This is a genomic window from Azoarcus sp. DD4 (assembly GCF_006496635.1).
Lineage (GTDB): Bacteria > Pseudomonadota > Gammaproteobacteria > Burkholderiales > Rhodocyclaceae > Azoarcus.
On sequence record NZ_CP022958.1, the window covers coordinates 1,119,533 to 1,141,831 of the forward strand.

The 22,299-nt window shown below is 67.2% G+C and carries 19 protein-coding genes; 16 read left to right on the plus strand and 3 right to left on the minus strand.

Features of this window, described 5'->3' with window-relative positions; genetic code table 11:
- The 11 genes from mraY to CJ010_RS05405 all read left to right on the plus strand — a co-directional run bounded on the left by mraY (position 1) and on the right by CJ010_RS05405 (position 11,773).
- On the plus strand, positions 1-1,089 hold the full coding sequence (gene mraY / locus CJ010_RS05355) for a phospho-N-acetylmuramoyl-pentapeptide-transferase (RefSeq protein WP_141017081.1): 1,089 nt from the start codon (positions 1-3) through the stop codon (positions 1,087-1,089).
- Entirely contained in the window at positions 1,086-2,504 is a 1,419-nt protein-coding gene (murD, locus tag CJ010_RS05360; RefSeq protein WP_141017082.1) for a UDP-N-acetylmuramoyl-L-alanine--D-glutamate ligase, read from the plus strand. Before mraY ends, murD begins: the two co-directional genes overlap by 4 nt.
- On the plus strand, positions 2,501-3,739 hold the full coding sequence (gene ftsW, locus CJ010_RS05365; protein ID WP_141017083.1) for a putative lipid II flippase FtsW: 1,239 nt from the start codon (positions 2,501-2,503) through the stop codon (positions 3,737-3,739). Before murD ends, ftsW begins: the two co-directional genes overlap by 4 nt.
- Entirely contained in the window at positions 3,736-4,806 is a 1,071-nt protein-coding gene (gene murG, locus CJ010_RS05370) for an undecaprenyldiphospho-muramoylpentapeptide beta-N-acetylglucosaminyltransferase (RefSeq protein ID WP_141017084.1), read from the plus strand. Before ftsW ends, murG begins: the two co-directional genes overlap by 4 nt.
- Complete coding sequence (gene murC, locus CJ010_RS05375) at positions 4,803-6,206, plus strand: UDP-N-acetylmuramate--L-alanine ligase (RefSeq protein WP_141017085.1); 1,404 nt, start codon at positions 4,803-4,805, stop codon at positions 6,204-6,206. Before murG ends, murC begins: the two co-directional genes overlap by 4 nt.
- On the plus strand, positions 6,203-7,117 hold the full coding sequence (locus tag CJ010_RS05380; protein WP_141017086.1) for a D-alanine--D-alanine ligase: 915 nt from the start codon (positions 6,203-6,205) through the stop codon (positions 7,115-7,117). The genes murC and CJ010_RS05380 overlap by 4 nt, the downstream gene beginning before the upstream one ends.
- Positions 7,110-7,943 (plus strand): cell division protein FtsQ/DivIB, encoded by an 834-nt coding sequence (locus CJ010_RS05385; protein WP_141017087.1) that lies wholly within the window; start codon positions 7,110-7,112, stop codon positions 7,941-7,943. The genes CJ010_RS05380 and CJ010_RS05385 overlap by 8 nt, the downstream gene beginning before the upstream one ends.
- Positions 7,940-9,169 (plus strand): cell division protein FtsA, encoded by a 1,230-nt coding sequence (ftsA, locus tag CJ010_RS05390; protein ID WP_141017088.1) that lies wholly within the window; start codon positions 7,940-7,942, stop codon positions 9,167-9,169. The genes CJ010_RS05385 and ftsA overlap by 4 nt, the downstream gene beginning before the upstream one ends.
- A gap of 143 nt (positions 9,170-9,312) precedes the next feature.
- Positions 9,313-10,455: a cell division protein FtsZ gene (ftsZ, locus tag CJ010_RS05395; protein ID WP_141017089.1), complete on the plus strand. Its 1,143-nt coding sequence runs from the start codon at positions 9,313-9,315 to the stop codon at positions 10,453-10,455.
- A 171-nt stretch (positions 10,456-10,626) separates the two neighbouring features.
- On the plus strand, positions 10,627-11,553 hold the full coding sequence (lpxC, locus tag CJ010_RS05400) for a UDP-3-O-acyl-N-acetylglucosamine deacetylase (RefSeq protein ID WP_141017090.1): 927 nt from the start codon (positions 10,627-10,629) through the stop codon (positions 11,551-11,553).
- Between the two features lie 31 nt (positions 11,554-11,584).
- Entirely contained in the window at positions 11,585-11,773 is a 189-nt protein-coding gene (locus tag CJ010_RS05405) for a hypothetical protein (RefSeq protein ID WP_141017091.1), read from the plus strand.
- Between the two features lie 15 nt (positions 11,774-11,788).
- Here the strand turns inward: CJ010_RS05405 and CJ010_RS05410 are convergent, their stop codons facing one another.
- Complete coding sequence (locus CJ010_RS05410) at positions 11,789-12,217, minus strand: DciA family protein (protein WP_141017092.1); 429 nt, start codon at positions 12,215-12,217, stop codon at positions 11,789-11,791.
- A 132-nt stretch (positions 12,218-12,349) separates the two neighbouring features.
- On the opposite strand from CJ010_RS05410, the gene secA reads away from it, so the two are divergent.
- From secA to CJ010_RS05435, 5 genes are all read left to right on the plus strand, one after another.
- Positions 12,350-15,085, plus strand: a complete 2,736-nt coding sequence (gene secA, locus CJ010_RS05415; protein WP_141017093.1) for a preprotein translocase subunit SecA — start codon at positions 12,350-12,352, stop codon at positions 15,083-15,085.
- Positions 15,086-15,162: 77 nt separating this feature from the next.
- Complete coding sequence (locus CJ010_RS05420) at positions 15,163-16,659, plus strand: HDOD domain-containing protein (protein ID WP_141017094.1); 1,497 nt, start codon at positions 15,163-15,165, stop codon at positions 16,657-16,659.
- 88 nt (positions 16,660-16,747) lie between these two features.
- Positions 16,748-17,986 (plus strand): bifunctional glutamate N-acetyltransferase/amino-acid acetyltransferase ArgJ, encoded by a 1,239-nt coding sequence (argJ, locus tag CJ010_RS05425; protein ID WP_141017095.1) that lies wholly within the window; start codon positions 16,748-16,750, stop codon positions 17,984-17,986.
- Between the two features lie 110 nt (positions 17,987-18,096).
- Entirely contained in the window at positions 18,097-18,927 is an 831-nt protein-coding gene (locus CJ010_RS05430) for a PP2C family serine/threonine-protein phosphatase (protein WP_141017096.1), read from the plus strand.
- 46 nt (positions 18,928-18,973) lie between these two features.
- Positions 18,974-19,960, plus strand: coding sequence for a LysM peptidoglycan-binding domain-containing protein (locus tag CJ010_RS05435; protein WP_168224906.1), 987 nt, complete (start codon positions 18,974-18,976; stop codon positions 19,958-19,960).
- A 5-nt stretch (positions 19,961-19,965) separates the two neighbouring features.
- Here CJ010_RS05435 and CJ010_RS05440 read toward each other — a convergent pair whose 3' ends face one another.
- On the minus strand, positions 19,966-21,642 hold the full coding sequence (locus tag CJ010_RS05440) for a protein kinase (RefSeq protein ID WP_141017098.1): 1,677 nt from the start codon (positions 21,640-21,642) through the stop codon (positions 19,966-19,968).
- A gap of 10 nt (positions 21,643-21,652) precedes the next feature.
- Complete coding sequence (locus CJ010_RS05445; RefSeq protein ID WP_240794507.1) at positions 21,653-22,117, minus strand: FHA domain-containing protein; 465 nt, start codon at positions 22,115-22,117, stop codon at positions 21,653-21,655.
- Between the last annotated feature and the right edge of the window lie 182 nt (positions 22,118-22,299).

A 22,299-nucleotide genomic window follows, 5' to 3' on the forward strand; every position in this document is an offset into this window, starting at 1 on the left:
ATGCTGCTCGAACTCGCTCTCTGGCTCGGCCAGGACATCCGCGGTTTCAACGTCTTCGGCTACATCACGCTGCGTACGGTGCTGGCTGCGCTCACCGCGCTGGCGATCTCGCTGACGGCCGGCCCCGGCGTGATCCGCTGGCTCGCCGCCAAGAAGATCGGCCAGGCGGTGCGCGACGACGGTCCCAAGTCGCACCTGACCAAAGCCGGCACGCCGACCATGGGCGGCGCGCTCATCCTGATCGCCATCGGCATCACCATCCTGCTATGGGGCGACCTCAAGAACGCCTACGTGTGGGTGACGCTGCTGGTCACGCTGGGTTTCGGCGCAGTCGGCTGGGTGGACGACTGGCGCAAGGTCGTGCACCGCGACCCGAAGGGACTCGCCAGCCGCTGGAAGTACTTCTGGACCTCGGCCATCGCGCTGGGCGCCTCCGTCTTCCTCGGCATCGGCGCCACCACTCCGGCCGAAACCGAGCTGATCGTGCCCTTCTTCAAGGCGGTGGCCTATCCGCTGGGCGTGTACGGCTTCATCGCGTTGACCTACTTCGTCATCAACGGCACCAGCCACGCGGTCAACCTCACCGACGGTCTCGACGGCCTGGCGATCATGCCGACGGTGATGGTCGCCGGCGCGCTGGCAATCTTCGCCTATGTCGCGGGCCATGCCGGATTCTCCAAGTACCTCGGCGTTCCTTACATCGCGGGTGCCGGTGAACTTGCGGTGTTCTGCGGCGCGATCTGCGGTGCCGGACTGGGCTTCCTGTGGTTCAACGCCTATCCGGCGGAAGTCTTCATGGGCGACGTCGGCGCGCTCGCGCTCGGCGCCGCGCTCGGCACCATCGCGGTCGTGGTACGTCAGGAGATCGTGCTCTTCATCATGGGCGGACTCTTTGTCGCCGAAACGCTGTCGGTGATGCTGCAGGTGCTCTATTTCAAGGCGACCGGCGGCAAGCGCATCTTCCGCATGGCGCCGCTGCATCACCACTACGAGCTGAGCGGCTGGAAAGAGACGCAGGTCGTCGTCCGCTTCTGGATCATCACCCTCATGCTGGTGCTGTTCGGCCTCTCGACGCTGAAACTGAGATGACACAGCCGTCCTTTTCTTCCTCGCTTGCCGGCCGCCACGTGCTCGTGCTCGGGCTGGGCGAGTCCGGTCTGGCGATGGCGCGCTGGTGCGCGCGTCGCGGCGCCCGCCTGCGCGTGGCCGACAGCCGCGCCACGCCGCCGGGGCTGGAGGCGTTGCAGGCGGCCGCTCCGCAGGCCGAACTCGTCACTGGCAGCTTCGGCAACGAAGTGTTGGACGGTGTCGACATCGTGGCCGTCAGCCCGGGGCTCGATCCGCGCGTCGGTGTGATCGCCGAGGCGCAGCGCCGCTGTCTGCCCCTGACGGGCGAGATGACGCTGCTGGCCGAGGCGCTGACCGAACTCGACGCGCGTGGCGCAACCCGCATCCTCGCGATCACTGGCACCAACGGCAAGACCACCACCACCGCGCTCACCGCCGCGCTGGCGCAGTCGGCAGGGCTGGATGCCGTCGCGGCCGGCAACATCAGCCCGGCCGCGCTCGACGTGCTGATGGCACGCGTCGACGCCGGCCAGCCGTTGCCGCAGTGCTGGGTGCTGGAACTCTCGAGCTTCCAGATCGAGACCATGGCTGCGCTCGACCCCGAGGCGGCCACCGTGCTCAACGTCACCGACGACCACCTCGACCGTTACGCAGACCTGGCCGACTATGCCGCGACCAAGGCGCGCATCTTCCAGGGCCGCGGCGTGCAGGTGCTCAACCGCGACGACGCACGTGTCGCCGCGATGGCACTGCCCGGGCGCCGGGTGATCGACTTCGGTACCGATGTCCCCCGGGGGAGCGACAGCTATGGGCTGGTGGAAGATGCCGGTCGCTGCTGGCTGGTTCGCGCTGCCGACCGGCTGCTGGCGCTCGACGAACTGGCCCTGGCCGGCCGCCACAATGCAGCCAATGCGCTGGCGGCGCTCGCCCTGTGCGAAGGCGGGCTGGGCCTGTCGCCCGCCACGCTGCTGGCCGGCCTGCGCGCCTTTCGCGGTCTGCCTCATCGCGTCGAACTGGTCGCCGAGCGCGCCGACGGCGTGCGCTACTACGACGATTCCAAGGGAACCAACGTCGGCGCTACCGTGGCCGCGCTCGACGGACTGCGCGGCAAGGTCGTGCTGATCGCCGGCGGTGATGGCAAGGGGCAGGATTTCACGCCGCTGGCACCGGCGCTGGCGAAGCACGCGCGCGCACTGGTGCTGATCGGCCGCGACGCGAAGTTGATCGAAGCCGCCGTCGCCGGCCGCGGTGTGCCGCTGGAGCACGCCGCCGACCTCGACACTGCGGTCGCCCGTGCGAATGCGCTTGCAAACGCGGGCGATGCGGTCCTGCTGTCGCCCGCCTGCGCCAGCCTCGACATGTTCCGCAATTACGCCCATCGCGCCGAGGTGTTCATCGCCGCCGTGCGGCGTCTGCCGGGGGTGAGCGCACGATGAGGCTCGCTGCGATGTTCTCCGGCCTGTTCTCTCCCGCCTCGCGTCCCGCGGTGGCAGGCGGTGGCGAGACCGCGCGCGTCGTGAGCCGTCTGGCACGCCCCGCGGCGCCGGCGCGCGAGCTCGACCTGCTGCTGATCTGGTCGGCGGTCGGCCTGCTGCTGATCGGTCTGGTGATGGTGTATTCGGCCTCGATCGCGATCGCCGAGGGCAGCCGTTTCACCGGCAATCAGTCGCATTACTTCCTGCTGCGCCACGCGATCTTCCTGGCGATCGGCATCGGTGCCGGCCTGGCCGCCTTCCAGTTGCCGATGGCCAAGTGGCAACGCCTGGCGCCGGCGCTCTTCGTCGGCGGCGTGGTGCTGCTGATCGTCGTGCTGATCCCCGGACTGGGGCGTGAAGTGAATGGCGCGCAGCGCTGGCTATCGCTCGGGCCGGTGAATCTGCAACCGTCCGAGCTGATGAAGGTTTTCGCGGCGCTATATGCCGCCGACTACACCGTGCGCAAGCTCGACGCGATGGGTAGCTTCATGCGCGGCTTCCTGCCGATGATGACGGTAATCCTCTTCGTCGGCTTCCTGCTGTTGCGCGAGCCCGACTTCGGCGCCTTCGTCGTCATCACCACCATCGCCTTCGGCGTGCTCTTCCTCGGTGGCGTCAATGTGCGGGTTTTTGCCCTGCTGGCGGTGGTCGCGGTGATCGGTTTCATCATCCTGATCTGGACCTCGCCCTACCGTCGTGAGCGCATCTTCGGCTTCATGGACCCGTGGCAGGATGCGTTCGGCAAGGGCTACCAGCTGTCGCATGCGCTGATCGCTTTCGGCCGCGGTGAATGGTTCGGCGTGGGCCTCGGCGCCAGCGTCGAAAAACTGTTCTACCTGCCGGAAGCACACACCGACTTCCTACTGGCGGTGATCGCGGAAGAACTCGGATTCGCCGGCGTGGTCCTGGTCGTAGCCATGTTTGCCTTGCTGGTGCAGCGCGCCTTCGCGATCGGCCGCGAAGCGATCAAGCTCGAACGCTACTTCTCCGGGCTGGTCGCACAGGGCATCGGCCTGTGGATGGGGGTGCAGTCCTTCATCAACATGGGCGTGAACATGGGGCTCCTCCCGACCAAGGGCCTGACCCTGCCGATGATGAGCTTCGGGGGGTCGGGCATCGTCGCCAACTGCGTGGCGCTGGCGATCCTGCTGCGGATCGACTGGGAAGTCCGCCAGATGAAGCGGGGGGCCACATGAAGACCCTGCTGGTGATGGCGGGCGGAACGGGAGGCCATATCTTCCCCGGAATCGCGGTGGCGGAAGCGCTGCGCGCGAAGGGTTGGCGCATCGTCTGGATGGGTAACCCGGATGGCATGGAGGCGCGCATCGTGCCGGCGCGCGGCTACGACACCGCCTGGGTGCGTTTCGGTGCGCTGCGCGGCAAGGGCCTGGTGCGCAAGCTGCTGCTGCCGCTGAACCTGCTGTCCGGATTCTGGCAGGCGCTGGGAGCGCTGCGTCGCATCAAGCCCGACGTGGTGCTGGGCATGGGCGGCTACATCACTTTCCCGGGCGGCATGATGGCGGCGCTGATCGGTCGTCCGCTGGTGCTGCACGAGCAGAACTCGGTGGCTGGACTGGCCAACCGCGTGCTCGCCGGCGTGGCCGACCGCGTGCTGTCCGGTTTTCCGTCGGTGCTGAAGAAGGCGGGCTGGGTCGGCAACCCGGTGCGCGAGGAAATCACCGCGGTGGCACCGCCGGCCGTGCGCTTCGCCGGACGCAGCGGCCCGCTGCGCGTGCTGGTGGTGGGCGGCAGCCTCGGTGCGGCGGTGCTCAACGACACCGTGCCGCAGGCGCTCGCGCGCATTCCGCTGGCGTGCCGGCCGACCGTGGTGCATCAGGCCGGCGAGAAGCAGATCGATGCGCTGCGCACGGCCTACAACGCGGCCGGGGTCGAGGGCGATCTGCGCCCCTTCATTCAGGACATGGCTGCCGCCTATGCGGATGCCGACCTCGTGATCTGCCGCGCCGGCGCGCTTACTGTCGCCGAGCTGGCGGCGGTCGGCGTAGCCAGCCTGCTGGTGCCCTTTCCGCACGCGGTGGACGACCACCAGACCGGCAACGCGCGTTTCCTCGCCGAGCACGGCGGTGCCTACCTGTTGCCGCAGAACGAACTCAACGCCGAACGACTGGCCGGCATTCTCGCCAGTCTGGACCGTCCGCAATTGCTGCAGATGGCCGAGCACGCTCGCGCGCAGGCCAAGCCGCGCGCCACCGAGGCGGTCGCCCGGGTCTGCGAGGAACTGGCGGCGGGAGGCAAGGCATGAAACACAAGGTCAAGCGTATCCATTTCGTGGGGATCGGCGGCGCCGGCATGAGCGGCATCGCCGAGGTGCTGGTCAATCTCGGCTATGCCGTCAGCGGTTCGGATCTCGGCGACAGCGCGGCCACGCGCCGCCTGCGCGCGATGGGCGCCAAGGTCGTGCAGGGTCACGACGCGGCCAACGTGGACGGTGCCGACGCCCTGGTGGTGTCCACCGCGGTGAAGAACGACAACCCGGAAGTGATCGCAGCGCGTGCCCGTCACATCCCCATCGTGCCGCGCGCGCAGATGCTCGCGGAGCTGATGCGCCTGAAGAGCGGCATCGCGATCGCCGGCACCCACGGCAAGACCACCACGACCTCGCTGGTCACCAGCATTCTCGCCGCCGGCGGCATGGACCCGACCTTCGTGATCGGAGGCCGGCTAAACGCGGCCGGTGCCAATGCGCGTCTGGGCAAGGGCGACTTCCTCGTGGCCGAGGCAGACGAGTCCGATGCGTCCTTCCTGATGCTGAGCCCGGTGATCTCGGTGGTGACCAACATCGACGCCGACCACATGGACACCTACGGCCACGACTTCGCCCGCCTCAAGCAGGCCTTCGTGGATTTCCTCCAGCGTCTGCCCTTCTACGGCGTCGCGGTGCTGTGCGAGGACGATCCACACGTGCGCTCCATCATGCCGCTGGTGTCCAAGCAGGTGGTGCGCTACGGCCTGTCGGAGACCGCCAACATCCGCGCCGAGAACATCCGCGCCGAGGGCGGCCGCATGGTCTTCGACGTGCTGCGGGTCAATGGCAGCACCAGCCGTCTGTCCGACGTCGTGCTCAACCTGCCCGGCCTGCACAACGTCCGGAATGCGCTCGCCGCGATCGCGGTGGCCACCGAGGTGCAGGTGCCGGACGAGGCCATCGTCAAGGCGCTCGCCGAGTTCGGCGGCGTGGGTCGTCGCTTCCAGCGCTATGGCGAGGTCGCGGCGCCGTCCGGGGGCACGTTCACGCTGATCGACGATTACGGCCACCACCCGGTCGAGATGGAGGCCACGCTGGCGGCGGCGCGCGGCGCCTTCCCGGGGCGGCGGCTGGTGCTGGCCTTCCAGCCGCACCGCTACACCCGTACCCGCGACTGCTTCGAGGACTTCGTCAAGGTGTTGTCGACGGTGGATGCGCTGCTGCTGGCCGAGGTCTATGCCGCCGGCGAGGCGCCCATCGTCGCGGCCGACGGCCGCGCGCTGTCGCGTGCGCTGCGGGTGGCGGGCAAGGTGGAGCCGATCTTCGTCGAGGACATCGCCGGCATGCCGCAGGCGGTGCTGGAGACGGTGCGCGACGGCGATGTGGTGATCACGATGGGTGCGGGCAGCATCGGCGCGGTGCCGGGCAAGCTCGCCAGCAATGAGGAGCAGGTGTGAAGCAGCGGTTCGGAAAGGTTGCGGTGCTGTTCGGCGGATCGTCCGCCGAGCGCGAGGTTTCGCTGATGTCGGGCGCGGCGGTGCTGGCCGCGCTGCAGGGCGCGGGCGTCGATGCCCATGCCTTCGATCCGGCTGAGCGCGACCTCCACATCCTCAAGGAGGAGGGCTACGACCGCGTGTTCATCGCGCTGCATGGCCGCGGCGGCGAGGACGGCACGGTGCAGGGTGCGCTCGAACTGATGGGCATCCCCTACACCGGCAGCGGCGTGATGGCTTCGGCGCTGGCGATGGACAAGTGGCGGACCAAGATGGTGTGGTTGTCCTGCGGTCTGCCGACGCCGCGCTACGCCATCCTCGATGCCGACAGCGATTTCGATGCGGTGGCGCGCGAGCTCGGCCTGCCCATCTTCGTCAAGCCGGTGCATGAAGGCTCCAGCATGGGCGCCACCAAGGTGACCGAGGCGGGCCAGTTGCGCGCGGCCTGGGAACTGGCGGCGCGCTACGACAGCCTGGTGATCGCCGAGGAGTTCATCTCCGGCCAGGAACTGACCGCACCCTTCCTCGAAGACCGCGCCTTGCCGCTGGTACGCATCGTCGCGCCCGACGGCAATTACGACTACCAGCACAAGTATTTCACCGATGACACCCGCTACGACTGCCCCTGCGGCTTGCCGCAGGCCGAGGAGGAGGCGCTGCAGGCGCTGGTGATGAAGAGCGCGCGCGTGCTCGGCTGCCGCGGCTGGGGCCGGGCCGACCTCATCCTGACACCCGAGGGCCGCCCCTATCTGCTGGAGATGAACACCTCGCCCGGCATGACTGGCCATTCGCTGGTGCCGATGTCGGCGCGTGTGGCGGGCATGTCGTTCGAAGCGCTGTGTCTGGCGATTCTCGCGGAGGCCCGACTTGGCTGAAATCCGCGCCCGCGCTGCTGCATCCGCTGCCCCCCGGGGGGCGGCACGTGAGCGCGCGCGCGAGGAACGCGGCCTGTGGCATCGGCCGGCCTTGCTGCATCTGATTTCCGACCTGCTGATGCTGTTTGCGGCAATCGGTTTCGGCTGGGCCCTGGTGACCTGGTTCGTGTCGCGTCCGCTATTCCCGCTGCGCGAAGTGATCCTGCTGTCGCCGGCCGCGGAAGTGACCGAGGCACAGCTGGAGTATGTCGCCCGGACCGCGGTACGGGGCAACTTCTTCACCGTCGATCTCGAGGAAGTGCGCTCCGCCTTCGAGAAGCTGCCCTGGGTGCGCCGCGCGGAGGTGCGTCGGCGCTGGCCGGACGGTATCGAACTGCGCCTGGTCGAACACGAGGCGGTCGCTCACTGGACCGCGTCCGAGAGCGGCGAGGCGCGACTGGTGAACCGCGAAGGCGAAGTATTCACCGCAAGCAGCACCGAGCCGATGCCGGCGCTGGCCGGTCCGCAAGGCACGTCGGCACGTTTGCTGGCGCGCTATCACGAGCTTTCGAATCTTCTGCAGCCGATGAATCTGCGCCTGGTCGGCGTGGCACTGTCGGCGCGCGAGGCCTGGCAGCTGACGATGGAGAACGGTCTGGTGATCCTGCTGGGTCGGGAATCCGACCAGGCGGTGCTCGACCGGCGCCTCAAGCGTTTCGTCACGGCGTGGCCGGAACTGGAACATCACATTGGAACGATGGTAGCGGTGGCCGACCTCCGTTACCCCGGCGGATTCGCACTGACTCCGGTAGGCGGAGCAGCCCCAGCAGGAAAAGGCAAGCAATGAGCAAGGAATACAAGGAACTGATCGTCGGCCTCGACATCGGCACCGCCAAGATCACCTGCATGGTGGCCGAGGTGCGCCCCGACGGGCGGCTCAACGTCGTCGGTCTCGGCACCCAGCCGACCAACGGCCTGAAGCGGGGCGTGGTGGTGAACATCGAGGCGACGGTGGATGCGATCTCGCGGGTGATCCAGGAGGTCGAGCTGATGGCCGACTGCAAGATCCGCGATGTCTATACCGGGATCGCCGGCAGCCACATCAAGAGCTTCAACTCCAACGGCATGGTGGCGATCAAGGACAAGGAAGTCACGCCGCTGGACGTCGAACGCGTGATCGAGGTCGCGCGCGCGATGCCGATCCCGGCCGAACAGCAGATCCTGCACATTCTCACCCAGGAATTCATCATCGACGGCCAGGGCGGCGTGCGCGAGCCGATCGGCATGAGCGGCGTCAAGCTGGAGGTGAAGGTGCACATCGTCACCGGTGCAGTGTCGGCGGCGCAGAACGTCATCAAGTGCGTGCGTCGTTGCGGCCTCGAAGTGATGGACCTGATCCTGCAGCCGCTCGCGTCCAGCTACGCCGTGCTGACCGAGGATGAGAAGGAGTTGGGCGTCTGCCTGGTCGACATCGGTGGCGGTACGACCGACATCGCCGTATTCACCCAGGGCGCGATCCGGCACACCGCAGTGCTGCCGATCGCCGGCGACCAGATCACCAACGATATCGCGATGGCGCTGCGCACGCCCACCGCCGAGGCGGAGGAGATCAAGATCCATCAAGGCGTGGCCATGCATCAGCTGGCCGACGCCGAGGAGATGATCGAAGTGCCCGGCGTCGGCGACCGGCCGCCGCGCAAGTTGTCGCGTCAGGCGCTGGCCGACGTGATCGAGCCGCGCGTGTCGGAACTCTTCGAGCTGGTGCAGGCGGAACTGCGCCGCAGCGGCTACGAGGAGCTGCTGTCGTCCGGCATCGTGCTGACCGGCGGATCGTCGGTAATGCGCGGCATGGTGGAACTGGGCGAAGACGTGTTCCACATGCCGGTGCGCGTCGGTTCGCCGCAGTACGACGGCGGCCTGGCCGATGTCGTCTGCCAGCCGCGCTACGCCACCGCGATGGGCCTGGTGATGGAGGGCGCAGCCCAGCGCCGGCGCGGCATCCAGGCGCGCGACACGCGTTCGGTGAAGCAGATCTTCGGGCGTATGAAGTCGTGGTTCGAGAAGAATTTCTGACCGGATGCAGGGGCATCCGGTCGTTTTGAATGAGCACCCGCCATCGGCTCCAGATTTAGTAGTAGACTTTGCCGTCAATACTAAATATGGGTCGGTCGGGTGCCCGGTGAATAGCAGGGCCGTTTATCATGGAGGCGAGGCAAATGTTTGAAATCGTTGAGAAAGAACCGACCGGAACGATCATCAAGGTGATCGGCATCGGTGGCGCTGGTGGCAATGCGGTGGATCACATGATCCGCGAGGGTGTTCAGGGGGTGCAGTTCATCTCCGCCAACACCGACGCACAGGCCTTGTCGCGCTGCCTGGCGCCGACCAAGATCCAGCTCGGCAACAGCGGGCTGGGTGCCGGCTCCAAGCCGGAAGCCGGCCGCGCCGCGGCGCAGGAATCGCGCGAGCAGATTGCTGCCGCGCTCGAGGGGGCGCACATGTGCTTCATCACCGGCGGCATGGGTGGCGGCACCGGTACCGGCGCCGCCCCGGTGGTGGCCGAGATCGCCAAGGAAATGGGCATCCTCGCCGTCGCCGTGGTCACCAAGCCGTTCGACTTCGAGAACCGCATCCGTGTCGCAGAAAGCGGTGTCGAGGAACTGACCCGCCACGTCGATTCGCTGATCGTGGTGCTCAACGACAAGCTGCTCGACGTGTTCGGCGACGACGCCGGTTTCGAAGAGTGCTTCCGTTCGGCCGACAACGTGCTCCGCTCCGCCGTGGGCGGCATCGCGGAGATCATCAACGTGCCGGGCCTGGTCAACGTCGACTTCCAGGACGTGCGTACCGCGATGGCCGAGATGGGCCGCGCGATGATGGGCTCCGCCGAAGCCTCCGGCATGGACCGCGCCCGCATCGCCGCCGAGCAGGCTGCCGTGTCGCCGCTGCTCGAAGGCACCGAACTGTCCGGCGCGCGCTGCGTGCTGATCAACATTACCGCCAGCAAGTCGCTGAAGATGTCGGAAGTGCGCGACGCGGTGAAGACGGTGCAGGCCTTTGCTGCACCCGAAGCCTTCGTCAAGTACGGCACCGTGTTCGACGAGGCCATGGAAGACCGTATCCGCATCACCGTGGTCGCCACCGGCCTCGGCACCCCGCGTGCGGCGCGCCAGCCGGTCATGCAGGTGGTGCAGGGCACCGGCACCTACGGCCCGATGGGCGGCATCGATACCAACCCGGCGATGCCGGAGGTGTTCCGCAACGGCCGCGGCGGTGCGCGCACCACCATCGACGCGATGGCCAGCAATGGCATGGGCAACTACGACATTCCCGCCTTCCTGCGCCGCCAGGCCGACTGAGCCTTCGCTCGCTGCACGACGGGCATCCCCGTGCGCGCCGCCGCCTCCGGCGCGCGCGGGGATGCCCGTCGTTTTTTCCTATCATGGCCATAGCCGCCGCAGCCATCTGCTGCACTGCAGAAGCCGCGGACGGGCGTGCTAAACTATTGGCGTGATGAAGGAAAACAAGAAATGATCCGGCAGCGTACTCTCAAATCCGTGGTCAAGGCGACCGGCGTCGGCCTGCATGGCGGCCGCAAGGTCAATCTCGTGCTGCGTCCGGCCGCGCCGGATAACGGCATCGTCTTCCATCGCGTCGATCTCGACCCGCCGCTCGACCTGCCTGCCGATCCGTACGCCGTGTGCGATACGCGCATGTGTTCCGGGCTGGAGAAGGGCGGACAGAAGGTCGGTACCGTCGAGCACCTGATGTCGGCACTGGCCGGTCTCGGTATCGACAACCTGCATGTCGACGTGGATGCGCCGGAGATCCCCATCCTCGACGGCAGTTCCGGCCCGTTCGTCTTCCTGCTGCAGTCCGCCGGCATCGAGGAGCAGAAGGCGCCGAAGCGCTTCCTGCGGGTGAAGAAGCCGGTCGAATACCACGAGGGCGACAAATGGGTGCGGCTGGAACCGTATGAGGGTTTCCGCCTGGATTTCTCCATCGTCTTCAATCACCCGGCGATCGACAGCACCTCGACCTCGGTGAGCATCGACTTCGCAACTCATTCCTACATCCGCGACATCGCGCGGGCACGCACCTTCGGCTTCATGCAGGACGTCGAGTTCATGCGTGCCAACGGGCTAGCCCTTGGCGGCAGTCTCGAGAACGCGATCGTGATGGACGAGTATCGCGTGCTCAATGCCGACGGGCTTCGTTATGCCGACGAGTTCGTCAAGCACAAGGTACTGGATGCGATCGGCGATCTCTATCTCTGCGGCCATCCGCTGCTCGCTGCCTATTCGGCACACAAGTCCGGCCATGCGCTCAACAACCAGATCCTGCGCGTGCTGCTCGAGGACAAGTCGGCCTGGGAAATCGTCAGTTTCGAGCAGGATGCGGCCACGCCGGCCGCGGTGACGCATCAGTTCGCTGCCGACGTGCTGGCAGCTGCCTGATCCGTCGTCGGTAAAGCCGCGAGTTCATTCGATGCTGATCATGCGCCTCGCGATCCTGTTCGCGGTGCTCGCCATTGGCGGGTCGCTGGTGCTGTGGCTGCTGACCGGCAATCCACGCTACCGCGCCTGGGCCTGGAAGGCCTTCCGTGTCGGGGTGGCGGTGGTCTTCGTGTTCTTTGCCTTGCTGCTGCTGGAGCGGGTGCTCGCGCCTACGCTCTGACGGGGCCGTGCCGTGTCAGCCGCTGCGCTGCGCCAGACGTTCCAGTGCCTTGCGCAGCGGTGAATCGGCCGGCAGGGTGGCGGCGAAGTCGCTGATGCCGGAGCGCGCCTCGGCCGAGATGTGCCGTTCCGGTGGCGGCCGGCGCCAGACCGTTTCCTGCGGCGTGGCCACTTTCACCTTGATTCCCTGCAGCGGGTAGCCGGCTTGCAGGAAATGCGCCTGCAGGCTGGGCACCATCTGCTTCAGGCGCGCCGCGACCGCACCGCCCTGGGCGGCGACCACCAGAATCTCGTCCTTGAGGTTGGCGACGCGACAGGCGCCCGCCAGTTGGGCCGGCAGACCACGCTCCAGCACGCCCTGCAGGCGGCGCAGTCGGGCAGCGTGGTCCTGCAAACGGGCCAGCGCGTCGCCGCTGCCTAGATAGCGTTGCAATAGTCGGGTCATGGGGTAGGGCTGCGAGTAAGAAGAGGGCCTGTCCGGTGCCAGTGAATATGGCGATCGCGCACCCGTCTTAGGGGCGTCAACTCCGACATGATAAACTCGCCGCTTTGCCGAATCGACGTCCCTCCCCATCTCATGATCTCCGGTCTGCTCAAGAAAATATTCGGTAGTCGCAACGACCGTCTCATCCGCCAGTACTCCCAGAACGTACGCAAGATCAATGCGCTGGAGCCGGAAATCTCGGCACTTTCCGATGAGGCGCTGCGCGGCAAGACCGCGGAGTTCCGTCAGCGGCTCGCCGACGGCGCGACGCTGGACGATCTGCTGCCGGAAGCCTTTGCCGTGGTGCGCGAGGCGGGCAAACGCGTGCATGGCATGCGCCACTTCGACGTCCAGTTGATCGGCGGCATGGTGTTGCATGACGGGCGCATCGCCGAGATGCGTACCGGCGAAGGCAAGACCCTGGTGGCGACGCTTGCCGCCTATCTGAATGCGCTGCCCGGCAAGGGTGTGCACGTGATCACGGTGAACGATTATCTCGCCAGCCGCGATGCCGAGATGATGGGGCGCATCTACGGCTTCCTCGGGCTGACCACCGGCTGCAACCTGTCGCGCATGGCGCATGCCGAGAAGCAGGCGGCCTACGGCGCGGACATCACCTACGGTACCAACAACGAGTTCGGCTTCGATTACCTGCGCGACAACATGGTCTATGCGACCAACGAGCGCGTACAGCGGGGTCTCAACTTCGCGGTGGTGGATGAGGTCGACTCCATCCTGATCGACGAGGCCCGCACGCCGCTGATCATTTCCGGACAGGCGGAAGACCACACCGACCTCTACCTCAAGATGAACCAGGTGGCGCCGCTGCTCAAGCGCCAGGAAGGCGGGCTCGACGACAAGGACAATGTCACCGAGCCGGGCGATTACACCGTCGACCTCAAGGCCCACCAGGTACTGCTCACCGAGCAGGGCCACGAGAATGCCGAGCAGATCCTCGTGCGCCTGGGCCTCCTGCCGGAAGGCGCCGGTCTCTACGAGCCGGGCAACATCCTGCTGGTCCATCACCTCTACGCTGCCCTGCGGGCGCATGCGCTGTACCACAAGGACCAGCATTACGTGGTGCAGAACGGTGAGGTCGTCATCGTCGACGAATTCACCGGGCGGCTGATGGCCGGCCGGCGCTGGTCCGACGGCCTGCACCAAGCGGTCGAGGCCAAGGAAGGCGTGCGCATCCAGGCCGAGAACCAGACTCTGGCGTCGATCACCTTCCAGAACTACTTCCGCATGTACGGCAAGCTGGCCGGCATGACCGGCACGGCCGACACCGAGGCCTTCGAGTTCCATCACATCTACGCGCTGGAAACGGTGGTCATCCCCACCAACCGGCCGATGGTGCGCAAGGACGAGAACGACAAGGTCTATCGCACCGCCAAGGAGAAGTGGGAGGCCGTGATCGCCGACATCGAGGATTGCGTCAAGCGCGGCCAGCCTGTGCTGGTGGGCACGACCTCGATCGAGACCAACGAATACCTCTCGAACTTGCTGAAAAAGGCCAAGATCGAGCACCAGCTGCTCAATGCCAAGCAGCACGATAGCGAAGCGCAGATCGTCGCCCAGGCCGGTCGGCCGGGTGTTGTGACCATCGCCACCAACATGGCCGGTCGCGGGACCGACATCGTCCTCGGCGGCAATATCGAGAAGCCGGTTTCGCTGGTGCGCGACGACGAGAGCGTACCCGCCAGCGAGAAGGAAGGCCGGATCGCGGCCATGCGCGAGGAGTGGCGCAAGGTGCACGAGCAGGTGATCGCGGCCGGCGGCCTGCACATCATCGGTACCGAACGGCACGAATCGCGCCGCATCGACAACCAGCTGCGCGGCCGCTCCGGCCGCCAGGGCGACCCGGGCTCCAGCCGCTTCTACCTGTCGCTGGAAGACCCGCTGATGAAGATCTTCGCCGGGGAGCGGCTCAATGCGATCATGGTCCGGCTCAAGATGCCCGAAGGCGAGGCGATCGAGCACGGCATGGTCACACGCTCGCTCGAGTCCGCCCAGCGCAAGGTCGAGCAGCGCAACTTCGACATCCGCAAGCAGCTGCTCGAATACGACGACGTCGCCAACGACCAGCGCAAGGTCATTTACCAGCAGCGCAACGAGTTGCTGGAAACCGAGGATATCTCCGAGACCATCCAGGCAATGCGCCAGGGCGTGTTGAACGACCTGTTCCGCACCTACGTACCGGTCGACAGCGTGGAAGACCAGTGGGACATCGCCGGTCTCGAGCAGGCCCTGGCTGCCGATTACCTGCTGAAGCTGCCGGTGGGCGAGTGGGTGAAGGCCGAGCCCAACCTCGACGACGAAGCCATTCTCAAGCGCGTCATCGATGCTGCTGAACAGGCCTACGCGGCCAAGGTCGCGCAGGTCGACGGTGCCGCCTGGCACCAGTTCGAACGCAACGTCATGCTGCAGAGCCTGGATACCCACTGGCGCGAGCATCTGGCCGCGCTCGATCACCTGCGCCAGGGCATCCACCTGCGCGGCTATGCGCAGAAGAACCCCAAGCAGGAGTACAAGCGCGAAGCCTTCGAGCTGTTCGAAACCCTGCTCGACGCCGTGCGCGGCGACGTCTCCAAGCTGCTGATGACGGTGCAGATCCGCACCGAGTCGCAACTGGAAGAGGCCGAGGCGCCGCCCGAGATGGAAAACGTGCAGTACCACCACGCCGACTACGACGAGGCGCTCGGTGCGGCCAATGCGGATCGCGCAGCTGCGGTGCCGCAGAGCAATCCCGGGCCCAAGGTCGGTCGCAACGATCCCTGCCCCTGCGGTTCCGGCAAGAAGTACAAGCATTGCCATGGCAAACTGAGCTGAACGCGGGCTCTGCCGGCCAACAGGTCAACAACGGCCCCGTGTGGGCCGTTGTTACTTGTGGGGGGCGGGGAGGGGACATGGCGAACAAACCAGAAGACAAGGCCGGGCCGCGTGCCGGCCCGGGGCAAGCTGCGGCGTCGCCGCGCGAACCCCGGGCGCCGCAGGATTGGGTCGTGCACATCCGAGAGCAGGAGATGCCGGCCTTCGGCGCCACGGTGGCGGCTGTCCACCGCGTGACCGGTGACGAGCAGGCGTCGGCCGGCCGTCTGGCCCAAGTCATCCTGCAGGACGCGGCGCTGACCACCAAGGTGCTCAAGCTGGCCAACAGCGCCTATTACAACCCGACCCGCCAGCCCATCAGCACGATCAGCCGCGCCATCGTGGTGCTGGGCTTCAACGTCGTGGTCGAGATCGCCATCGGTGTCGTGTTGGTCGATGCGCTGCTCGCCGGTGGCGTGCGCCAGCGTGTGGTTGCGGAGATGGCGCGGTGCTTTCATGCCGCGGTACAGGCACGCGCCCTGTTGCAGTTGCGCAAGGAGCGCGTTGGCGAGGAGGTGTTCATCGCCGCGCTGCTGGCGCGTGTGGGCGAGATGGCTTTCTGGTGCTTCGGCGGCGGCGTCGCGCAGCGGCTCGATGCGCTGCTCGCCGCCGGCACGCTGACGCCGGACGAGGCCCAGCAGACCGCGCTCGGCTTCAACCTGCGCCAGCTCTCGCTTGGCCTGGCGCGGGAATGGCGGCTTGGCAGCCTGCTGGTGGACGTCCTGGAAGGCAGGTCGCGACCCGGCGTCGAGGAGCAGGCGGTGCTGCTCGCCCACCGGCTGGCGGCGGCAGTGGAAAAGGGCTGGGACAGTCCCGCCGTGGCGCCGCTGGTCGAAAGTCTCGCCGGCTTCACGGGTGAGCCCGACGATGTGGTGCGCGAAGCCCTCGCGAGCAGTGCGGCCGAGGCCGCGCGCATTGCTGCCTGTTATGGTGCAGGTGAGGCCAGCCGCTTGATTCCGGTGCCGATTCCGACTGCGGTCGACACCGCCGCGGCAGACGAAGTCGGCGAGGCTGACCCCCTGCTTCAACTGCGCATCCTGCGCGAAGTCTCCGGTCGCATCGCGGCAGGGGCGACGCTCGGCGAGGTGCTGGAAATGGTGCTCGAAGGCATCTACCGGGCAGTCGGTTTCGAGCGCGTGCTGTTTGCGCTATTGACGCCCAACCGGCAGCAGCTGGTGGGCAAGGCCGCGCTGGGCCAGGGCGCGGAGAGCCTGTCGCAACGCTTCATCTTCACGCTCGATCAGGTGGCCGACGATGTCTTCAACGCTTTTTTCCGCAATCCCAGGGTACTGAATCTCGGGCCGGGTTCGACGCCGGCCGGCATCGACGCAGGCCGGCTGGAGGCGGTAAGCGGCGCGCGCTTTGCCTGTATCGCCCCGATACTTGCGCAGGGCCGCGCCATCGGTCTGTTCTACGCCGATCGGCCGCATGCACGCTCTGCAATCGACCGCGACAGCGTCGATAGCCTGCTGCTTTTCAGTCAGCAGGTTTCGCTCGCTGTCGCCCGCAACGTCCCGGGCGCCCGGCAACAATAATCGTTGCGCCTGAATCCGCTATGATCGGGCGCTCGCAATTTCCGGCCGACCTGCTGTCGGTCGCATTCCTCAGTCCGGAGACCTCCGCATGGCAGTCAATCTGAATACCCCGAATCCCGCCGATCTCCTGCCGGTTGCCGGTGTGCGCCTGGGCGTGGCCGAAGCCGGCATCCGCAAGGTCAACCGCCGCGACCTCACCGTGATCGAGCTCGTGCCGGGCTCCCGCGTGGCCGGCGTATTCACCACCAACCGCTTCTGTGCTGCGCCGGTGCAGCTGTGCAAGGCCCACCTGCAGGAGGCGCAGATCCGCGCGCTGGTGATCAACACCGGCGTCGCCAACGCCGGCACCGGCGAACCCGGGCTGGCCAATGCGCGTGCCACCTGCGAGGCGCTGGCCGCCCAGCTCGGCGTTGCCGCCAATCAGGTGCTGCCGTTCTCGACCGGCGTGATCCTCGAGCCGCTGCCGGTGGATCGTCTCGTCGCCGGCTTGCCGCGCGCAGTGGCCGATCTGCGTGCGGACGCCTGGTTCGACGCCGCGCACGCGATCATGACCACCGATACCCTGGCCAAGGCGGTGTCGAGCACGGTCGAGATCGGCGGCCGCAAGGTCACGCTGACGGGCATGAGCAAAGGCGCCGGCATGATCAAGCCGAACATGGCGACGATGCTCGGCTATCTCGCCTGCGATGCGGCGGTCAGCCAGGCGCTGCTCGACCAGCTCGTGAGGGAGGCGGCCGACCTTTCCTTCAACAGCATCACGGTCGACGGCGACACGTCGACCAACGATTCCTTCATCCTGATCGCCACCGGTCGGGCCGGCAACACGGAAATCGTCGACGCCGCATCGGCCGACTACCGCAAGCTGCGCGATGCGGTGGTCGACGTGTCGATCCGTCTGGCGCAGGCCATCGTGCGCGATGGCGAGGGTGCCACCAAGTTCATGACCATCGCAGTCGAAGGCGGCAAGGATCGCGACGAGTGCCGCAAGGTGGCCTACGCGGTGGGGCATTCGCCGCTGGTGAAAACCGCCTTCTTCGCGTCCGACCCCAACCTCGGGCGCATCCTCGCCGCGATTGGCTACGCCGGTATTGCCGACTTGGACGTGAGCACACTCCGGGTCTGGCTTGGCAGTCCGGCGGAGTCGGTCCTGGTGGCCGAGCACGGCGGGCGGGCAGCTAGCTACCGCGAGGAGGACGGTGCCCGCATCATGAAGGAAGCGGAACTGACGGTGCGTATCGACCTCGCCCGCGGTGGCGCCGCAGCCACCGTGTGGACCTGCGACTTCTCCTACGACTATGTCAAGATCAACGCGGACTACCGCAGCTGAGCGATCGCCGGGCGTGATATCGTCATGACGACGGCACGGCCGCACAGTTCCGGTGCAATACCCTTGACCGGACTGGCGGCCGCAGAACATGCGAGAACCCGGAGGGGAGGATGAGGCGGGCAGAGCGGCGGGCGGCATGCGAAAGTCATATCGGCGGGCGCTCCGAACAGCAGGACCGGGCGGTCTGCCTGACGAGCCGCGACGGCAGCAGTCATCTGCTGGTGGTGGCCGACGGCATGGGTGGCCATCAAGGCGGCGAGCTTGCCGCACGCACGGTGATCGATGTCGCCGAGCGGATGTGGCACGACCTGCAGGGCGCGCCCCGTCAGCCGGCCGGCTTTCTGGAGGCGCTCTGCCAGCAGGCTCACGCCGAGATCCGCCGCCGCGGGCAGGCGCAAGGCTTGGATCCGTATTCCACGCTGGCAGCGTTGTTGGTGACGCCGGGGCGCGCTTGGTGGGTGCACGTGGGCGACAGCCGGGTGTATCTGTTCCGCGACGGTCGTCTGGTGTGTCGTACCGAGGATCACACCCTGGTCCAGCACCTGATCCGCATCGGCGATCTCCTCGAGTCCGAAGTCGCCGATCACCCCGAACGCAACAAGCTGCTGCGCGGCCTGGGCGGCGACGAGCCGCCGAGGGCCACCCACGGACGGATGGGGATCGCCGCCGACACCGCGTTCGTGCTGTGTACCGATGGTTTCTGGGCGAGCGTCGCTACTGACGAGATGGCGCGGCTGCTGCAGGCGGACGATGCGGCGGCGGGCTGCGCACAATGGGCGGCGCTTGCTGCGGCGCGTGGCGGGGCCGAGGGCGACAACGTCACCGTGGCGGTGCTGCAGCCGGAGCGCGCAACCGCCGGACTACGCCTGCGCCAGCTGTGGCCGCTGTTCGGCGCGCTGGGCGTGGCACTCGTCGTCGCGTTGACGCAGATTTTCCACTGATCACGTTTCACTGAGCATGCACAGCACACAACGCACCTTCCTGATCATGATCGCGCTGCTGACCGGCGCTTGCGCCGGTCTCCCGTCGTCGGACCAGGGCACCGGCTCCCCCACGCACAGCGAGGCGGCAAACAGCGCTGCCGCCACGGACGATGACGCCGGCAAGACGGTCGTGGCACGCGACCTGCGCTGGATCATTGAACGCTTGCAGGATGGTCAGCTGGTAGCGGCGCGGGAGGCGCTGGTCGCCTATCTGAAGCGGGAGCCGGCCAACGCGACGGCGAAGAGCCTGCTGCAGCAGATCGACACCGATCCGGTCGCATTGCTGGGCAAAACCCACACCACCTACACCGTGCGCCCCGGCGATACCATGGGCGCGCTGGCGGGCCGCTTTCTGGGCGACCCGCTGCGCTTCGTTGCGCTGGCGCGTTACAACGGGATCGATCGCGCCAGGACGCTGGCTGCGGGACAGACCTTGAAGGTCCCGACTGCCAGGATGTCCCAGGCCCAGGTGGTCGATGTCGGCGGCGAAGCCCTGCCGGCGCCGACAGGATCGGCGGGCGAACGTGAGGAAGTCCATCGCCGCCGGATCGAGGTCGAGCTCGCCGCCGGGCGGGGCGATACAGCCGCTGCGGCGATCGAGCAGGCGCGTGCCGACGCCCCGGGCAACGGTGCCTGGAATGCCTGGCTGGATCCGATGGCGCGTCGGGCAATGGCCGTGGCGCAGCAGCAGCGGGGGATCGCGCTGATGGAGCGGCGCCAGCACGAGGCGGCCTACGAGGCCTTCGGGCAGGCCCTTGCGCAGGAACCGGAGCTCGAACCGGCGCGCCGCCATCGCGCGTCCCTGCGCGGGGTGCTCGTGGCCGAGTACCACAAGGTGGCTGTGGTGCGTTACCGCAACCAGCAGCTCGACGAAGCGATTGCGCTGTGGGACAAGGCACTGAAGCTGGACCCGGGGTTCGAGCCGGCGCGCGGTTACCGCACGCGGGCGCTGGAGCTCAAGCGACGCCTGAACGCGCTCGACGCCTCCTGAGCCGTTCAGGGCACGAATTCGGTCGGCTCTGGCTCCGCCATGGCCGGCGTCCGCCTGTCATGGCGGGCGGAGCCTGGTCCGGACGAGCGTGCGATCAGCATGCGGGCTTCGAGCGAATCGGCCATGGTGTTGCAGGCCGCGAACACGCGCTCGAACTCGTCGCTGCGGTGCATACGGATGCGGGTGTCGAAACGGCCCTGGCCGATGCGTACGAGCGCTGCCCGCAGGGTCTCGATCGGTACCACGAGGCGGCGCGACAGCATGTAGGCGCCGATGAACACCGCCAGCAGCGTGACCAGCATCACTGCGATCATCGCGATCAGCGTGGTGCGATTGGTGGCTGCCAGGCTGTCGGTGGAAAGGCCGACCTTCAGCCGGCCGAGTTCGTGGCGCTCGTACTGGATGGGTGACTCGAACAGGAAGAAGGACTTCCCCTCGCTGTCCGACGCCGCATAGACGGTCTGCGCACCGCGCTGCAGCAGGCGCTGTTCCGCTGGCGGCGACATCGCCGCCGTGCCGATCAGCGCGCTGTCGGTACTGGCGACGACGTGACCGCTGCGATTGCTGATGGCGAGGTCGACGATTTCGCGATTGCGCGCCATCTCGTTCACCATCGCCTGCATGGCAATATGGTCGTCGAGCAGCAGGTTTTCCGCACTCTCGGCGGCCAGCACGTGGGTGAGCGTCAGGCCGTAGTCGAAGGCGAGACGTTGCATTGCCTGGTTCTGCTTGTAATAGACGACGCCGAGGCCGAGGGTGACGGTCAGTGCCACCAGCAGGCCCATGACGGCCGTCCATCGTACGCGGATCGGGATGATGCGGCGGCCGGCCCAGGCGTCCTCGCGCTCGGCCAGCGCGTCGTCGATGCGGCGCAGGTCTTCGATCAGTTCGCTGCCACTCTGGTAGCGCTCGGCCGCATCCTTGGCAAGCAGGGTGCGGACCACGTCGAGCAAGGCGTCGGGCGTGGCCGGATCGAGCGGTTTGAGCGGTGGCGGGGCGTCGTTGAGGATTTTGCGCAGCAGCACGTCGACGTCGTCGGCTTCGAACGGCGTTCGGCCCGCGAGCAGCCAGTAGAGCACCACGCCCAGCGCGTAGAGGTCGCTGCGGCCATCTATGCCCTTGCCGCGTATCTGCTCCGGCGACATGTACTGCGGCGTGCCCGCCACCGGCTGTATGCCGTTGCCGGCGTCGCCCCCCGGCTTCGCGGTGCGGCGCAGGCGGGCGATGCCGAAGTCCATGACCTTGACATTGCCGCTGGCGCTGGTGACCGCGATGTTGTCCGGCTTGATGTCCTGGTGCACGACACCATGGCGGTGCGCGTAATCGAGCGCGTCGGCCACCTGTGTCGCGATGCGGATTACCGTGCGCAGGGGCAGGCGTCCGCGCTTCCGGACGTGGGCTGCCAGCGTCGGTCCGCGCAGCAGTTCCATGGCGATGAAGGGTTCGCCGTCGGTCGTGCCCACGTCGAAGATGGTGACGATGCCAGGGTGCGACAGCGTGCCGGCGATGCGCGCTTCGGCGAGGAAGCGCTCGCGATAGTCCTCGCGCGCGACGTACTCGGGGCGCAGCGTCTTGATCGCCAGCATGCGGCCGATGCCGGGGTCGTAGCCGCGGTAGATGACGGAAATCGCGCCGCGACCGAGCTCGCCATGCAGTGTGTGACGCCCGAGGGTGGGCTTCATCGGCAAGCCTTCAGAGGGCAAGGATGACGACGGTCAGGCCGAGAACCAGGCCGGCGGCACCCCAGACCCAGCGCGGAACAGTCGCGGCGGCAGGCGTGGCGGCAGGCGCTGCCGGCGCACCGGCGCGGAACACGAACTCCGCACGCCCGAGGCGGAGACGGTCGCCGTCGGTCAGGGGGGCGTCGTGTTCCTTGGTGTCGTTCACGTAGATGCCGTTGGTGGACAGCATGTTCATCACCCGGTAGCGGCCATCCTCGTGCAGGATCCAGGCATGCTGTGCGGACACGCTGCCGTCGGGAAGAATGATGTCGTTCCCGTCGCTGCGCCCGATCATGGTCTTGCCCGTTTTGAGCACGAAGCGCTGGTCGAGAAAAGGAGGGGTAATGCCGATCAGGGCTGCGCGCTCGGCGTCACCAGCGAGGTCGGCGGACGGCGAGGCGATGATTTCATCGAGCTCGCCGGCGCGGAACAGCATGGTGCCCTGGGGGCCGGCCCTGCCGGTTTTCGGGTCGCTGCGTACGCTGCCCACGATCAGGAATACTCCCGTTAATACTCTGCGGGTCCGGAGTATGCCCGTTCAGGGTAATGCCGACAACGCTGCCGGCCTATGCGCGGCGGGTCAAAGCCATGCGATCGTGATGGATTTGTGCTTTGCGC

What these genes read in the sequence shown, in the direction of transcription:
- ftsA (WP_141017088.1), top strand. Translation starts at nt 7,940, where the DNA reads ATGAGCAAGGAATACAAGGAACTGATCGTCGGCCTCGACATCGGCACC.
- CJ010_RS05440 (WP_141017098.1), bottom strand. Translation starts at nt 21,642, where the DNA reads ATGAAGCCCACCCTCGGGCGTCACACACTGCATGGCGAGCTCGGTCGC.
- CJ010_RS05420 (WP_141017094.1), top strand. Translation starts at nt 15,163, where the DNA reads ATGGCGAACAAACCAGAAGACAAGGCCGGGCCGCGTGCCGGCCCGGGG.
- ftsW (WP_141017083.1), top strand. Translation starts at nt 2,501, where the DNA reads ATGAGGCTCGCTGCGATGTTCTCCGGCCTGTTCTCTCCCGCCTCGCGT.
- CJ010_RS05435 (WP_168224906.1), top strand. Translation starts at nt 18,974, where the DNA reads ATGATCGCGCTGCTGACCGGCGCTTGCGCCGGTCTCCCGTCGTCGGAC.
- lpxC (WP_141017090.1), top strand. Translation starts at nt 10,627, where the DNA reads ATGATCCGGCAGCGTACTCTCAAATCCGTGGTCAAGGCGACCGGCGTC.
- CJ010_RS05445 (WP_240794507.1), bottom strand. Translation starts at nt 22,117, where the DNA reads ATGCTGTTCCGCGCCGGCGAGCTCGATGAAATCATCGCCTCGCCGTCC.
- CJ010_RS05430 (WP_141017096.1), top strand. Translation starts at nt 18,097, where the DNA reads ATGAGGCGGGCAGAGCGGCGGGCGGCATGCGAAAGTCATATCGGCGGG.
- mraY (WP_141017081.1), top strand. Translation starts at nt 1, where the DNA reads ATGCTGCTCGAACTCGCTCTCTGGCTCGGCCAGGACATCCGCGGTTTC.
- murC (WP_141017085.1), top strand. Translation starts at nt 4,803, where the DNA reads ATGAAACACAAGGTCAAGCGTATCCATTTCGTGGGGATCGGCGGCGCC.
- secA (WP_141017093.1), top strand. Translation starts at nt 12,350, where the DNA reads ATGATCTCCGGTCTGCTCAAGAAAATATTCGGTAGTCGCAACGACCGT.
- murG (WP_141017084.1), top strand. Translation starts at nt 3,736, where the DNA reads ATGAAGACCCTGCTGGTGATGGCGGGCGGAACGGGAGGCCATATCTTC.
- murD (WP_141017082.1), top strand. Translation starts at nt 1,086, where the DNA reads ATGACACAGCCGTCCTTTTCTTCCTCGCTTGCCGGCCGCCACGTGCTC.
- CJ010_RS05405 (WP_141017091.1), top strand. Translation starts at nt 11,585, where the DNA reads ATGCTGATCATGCGCCTCGCGATCCTGTTCGCGGTGCTCGCCATTGGC.
- argJ (WP_141017095.1), top strand. Translation starts at nt 16,748, where the DNA reads ATGGCAGTCAATCTGAATACCCCGAATCCCGCCGATCTCCTGCCGGTT.
- ftsZ (WP_141017089.1), top strand. Translation starts at nt 9,313, where the DNA reads ATGTTTGAAATCGTTGAGAAAGAACCGACCGGAACGATCATCAAGGTG.
- CJ010_RS05410 (WP_141017092.1), bottom strand. Translation starts at nt 12,217, where the DNA reads ATGACCCGACTATTGCAACGCTATCTAGGCAGCGGCGACGCGCTGGCC.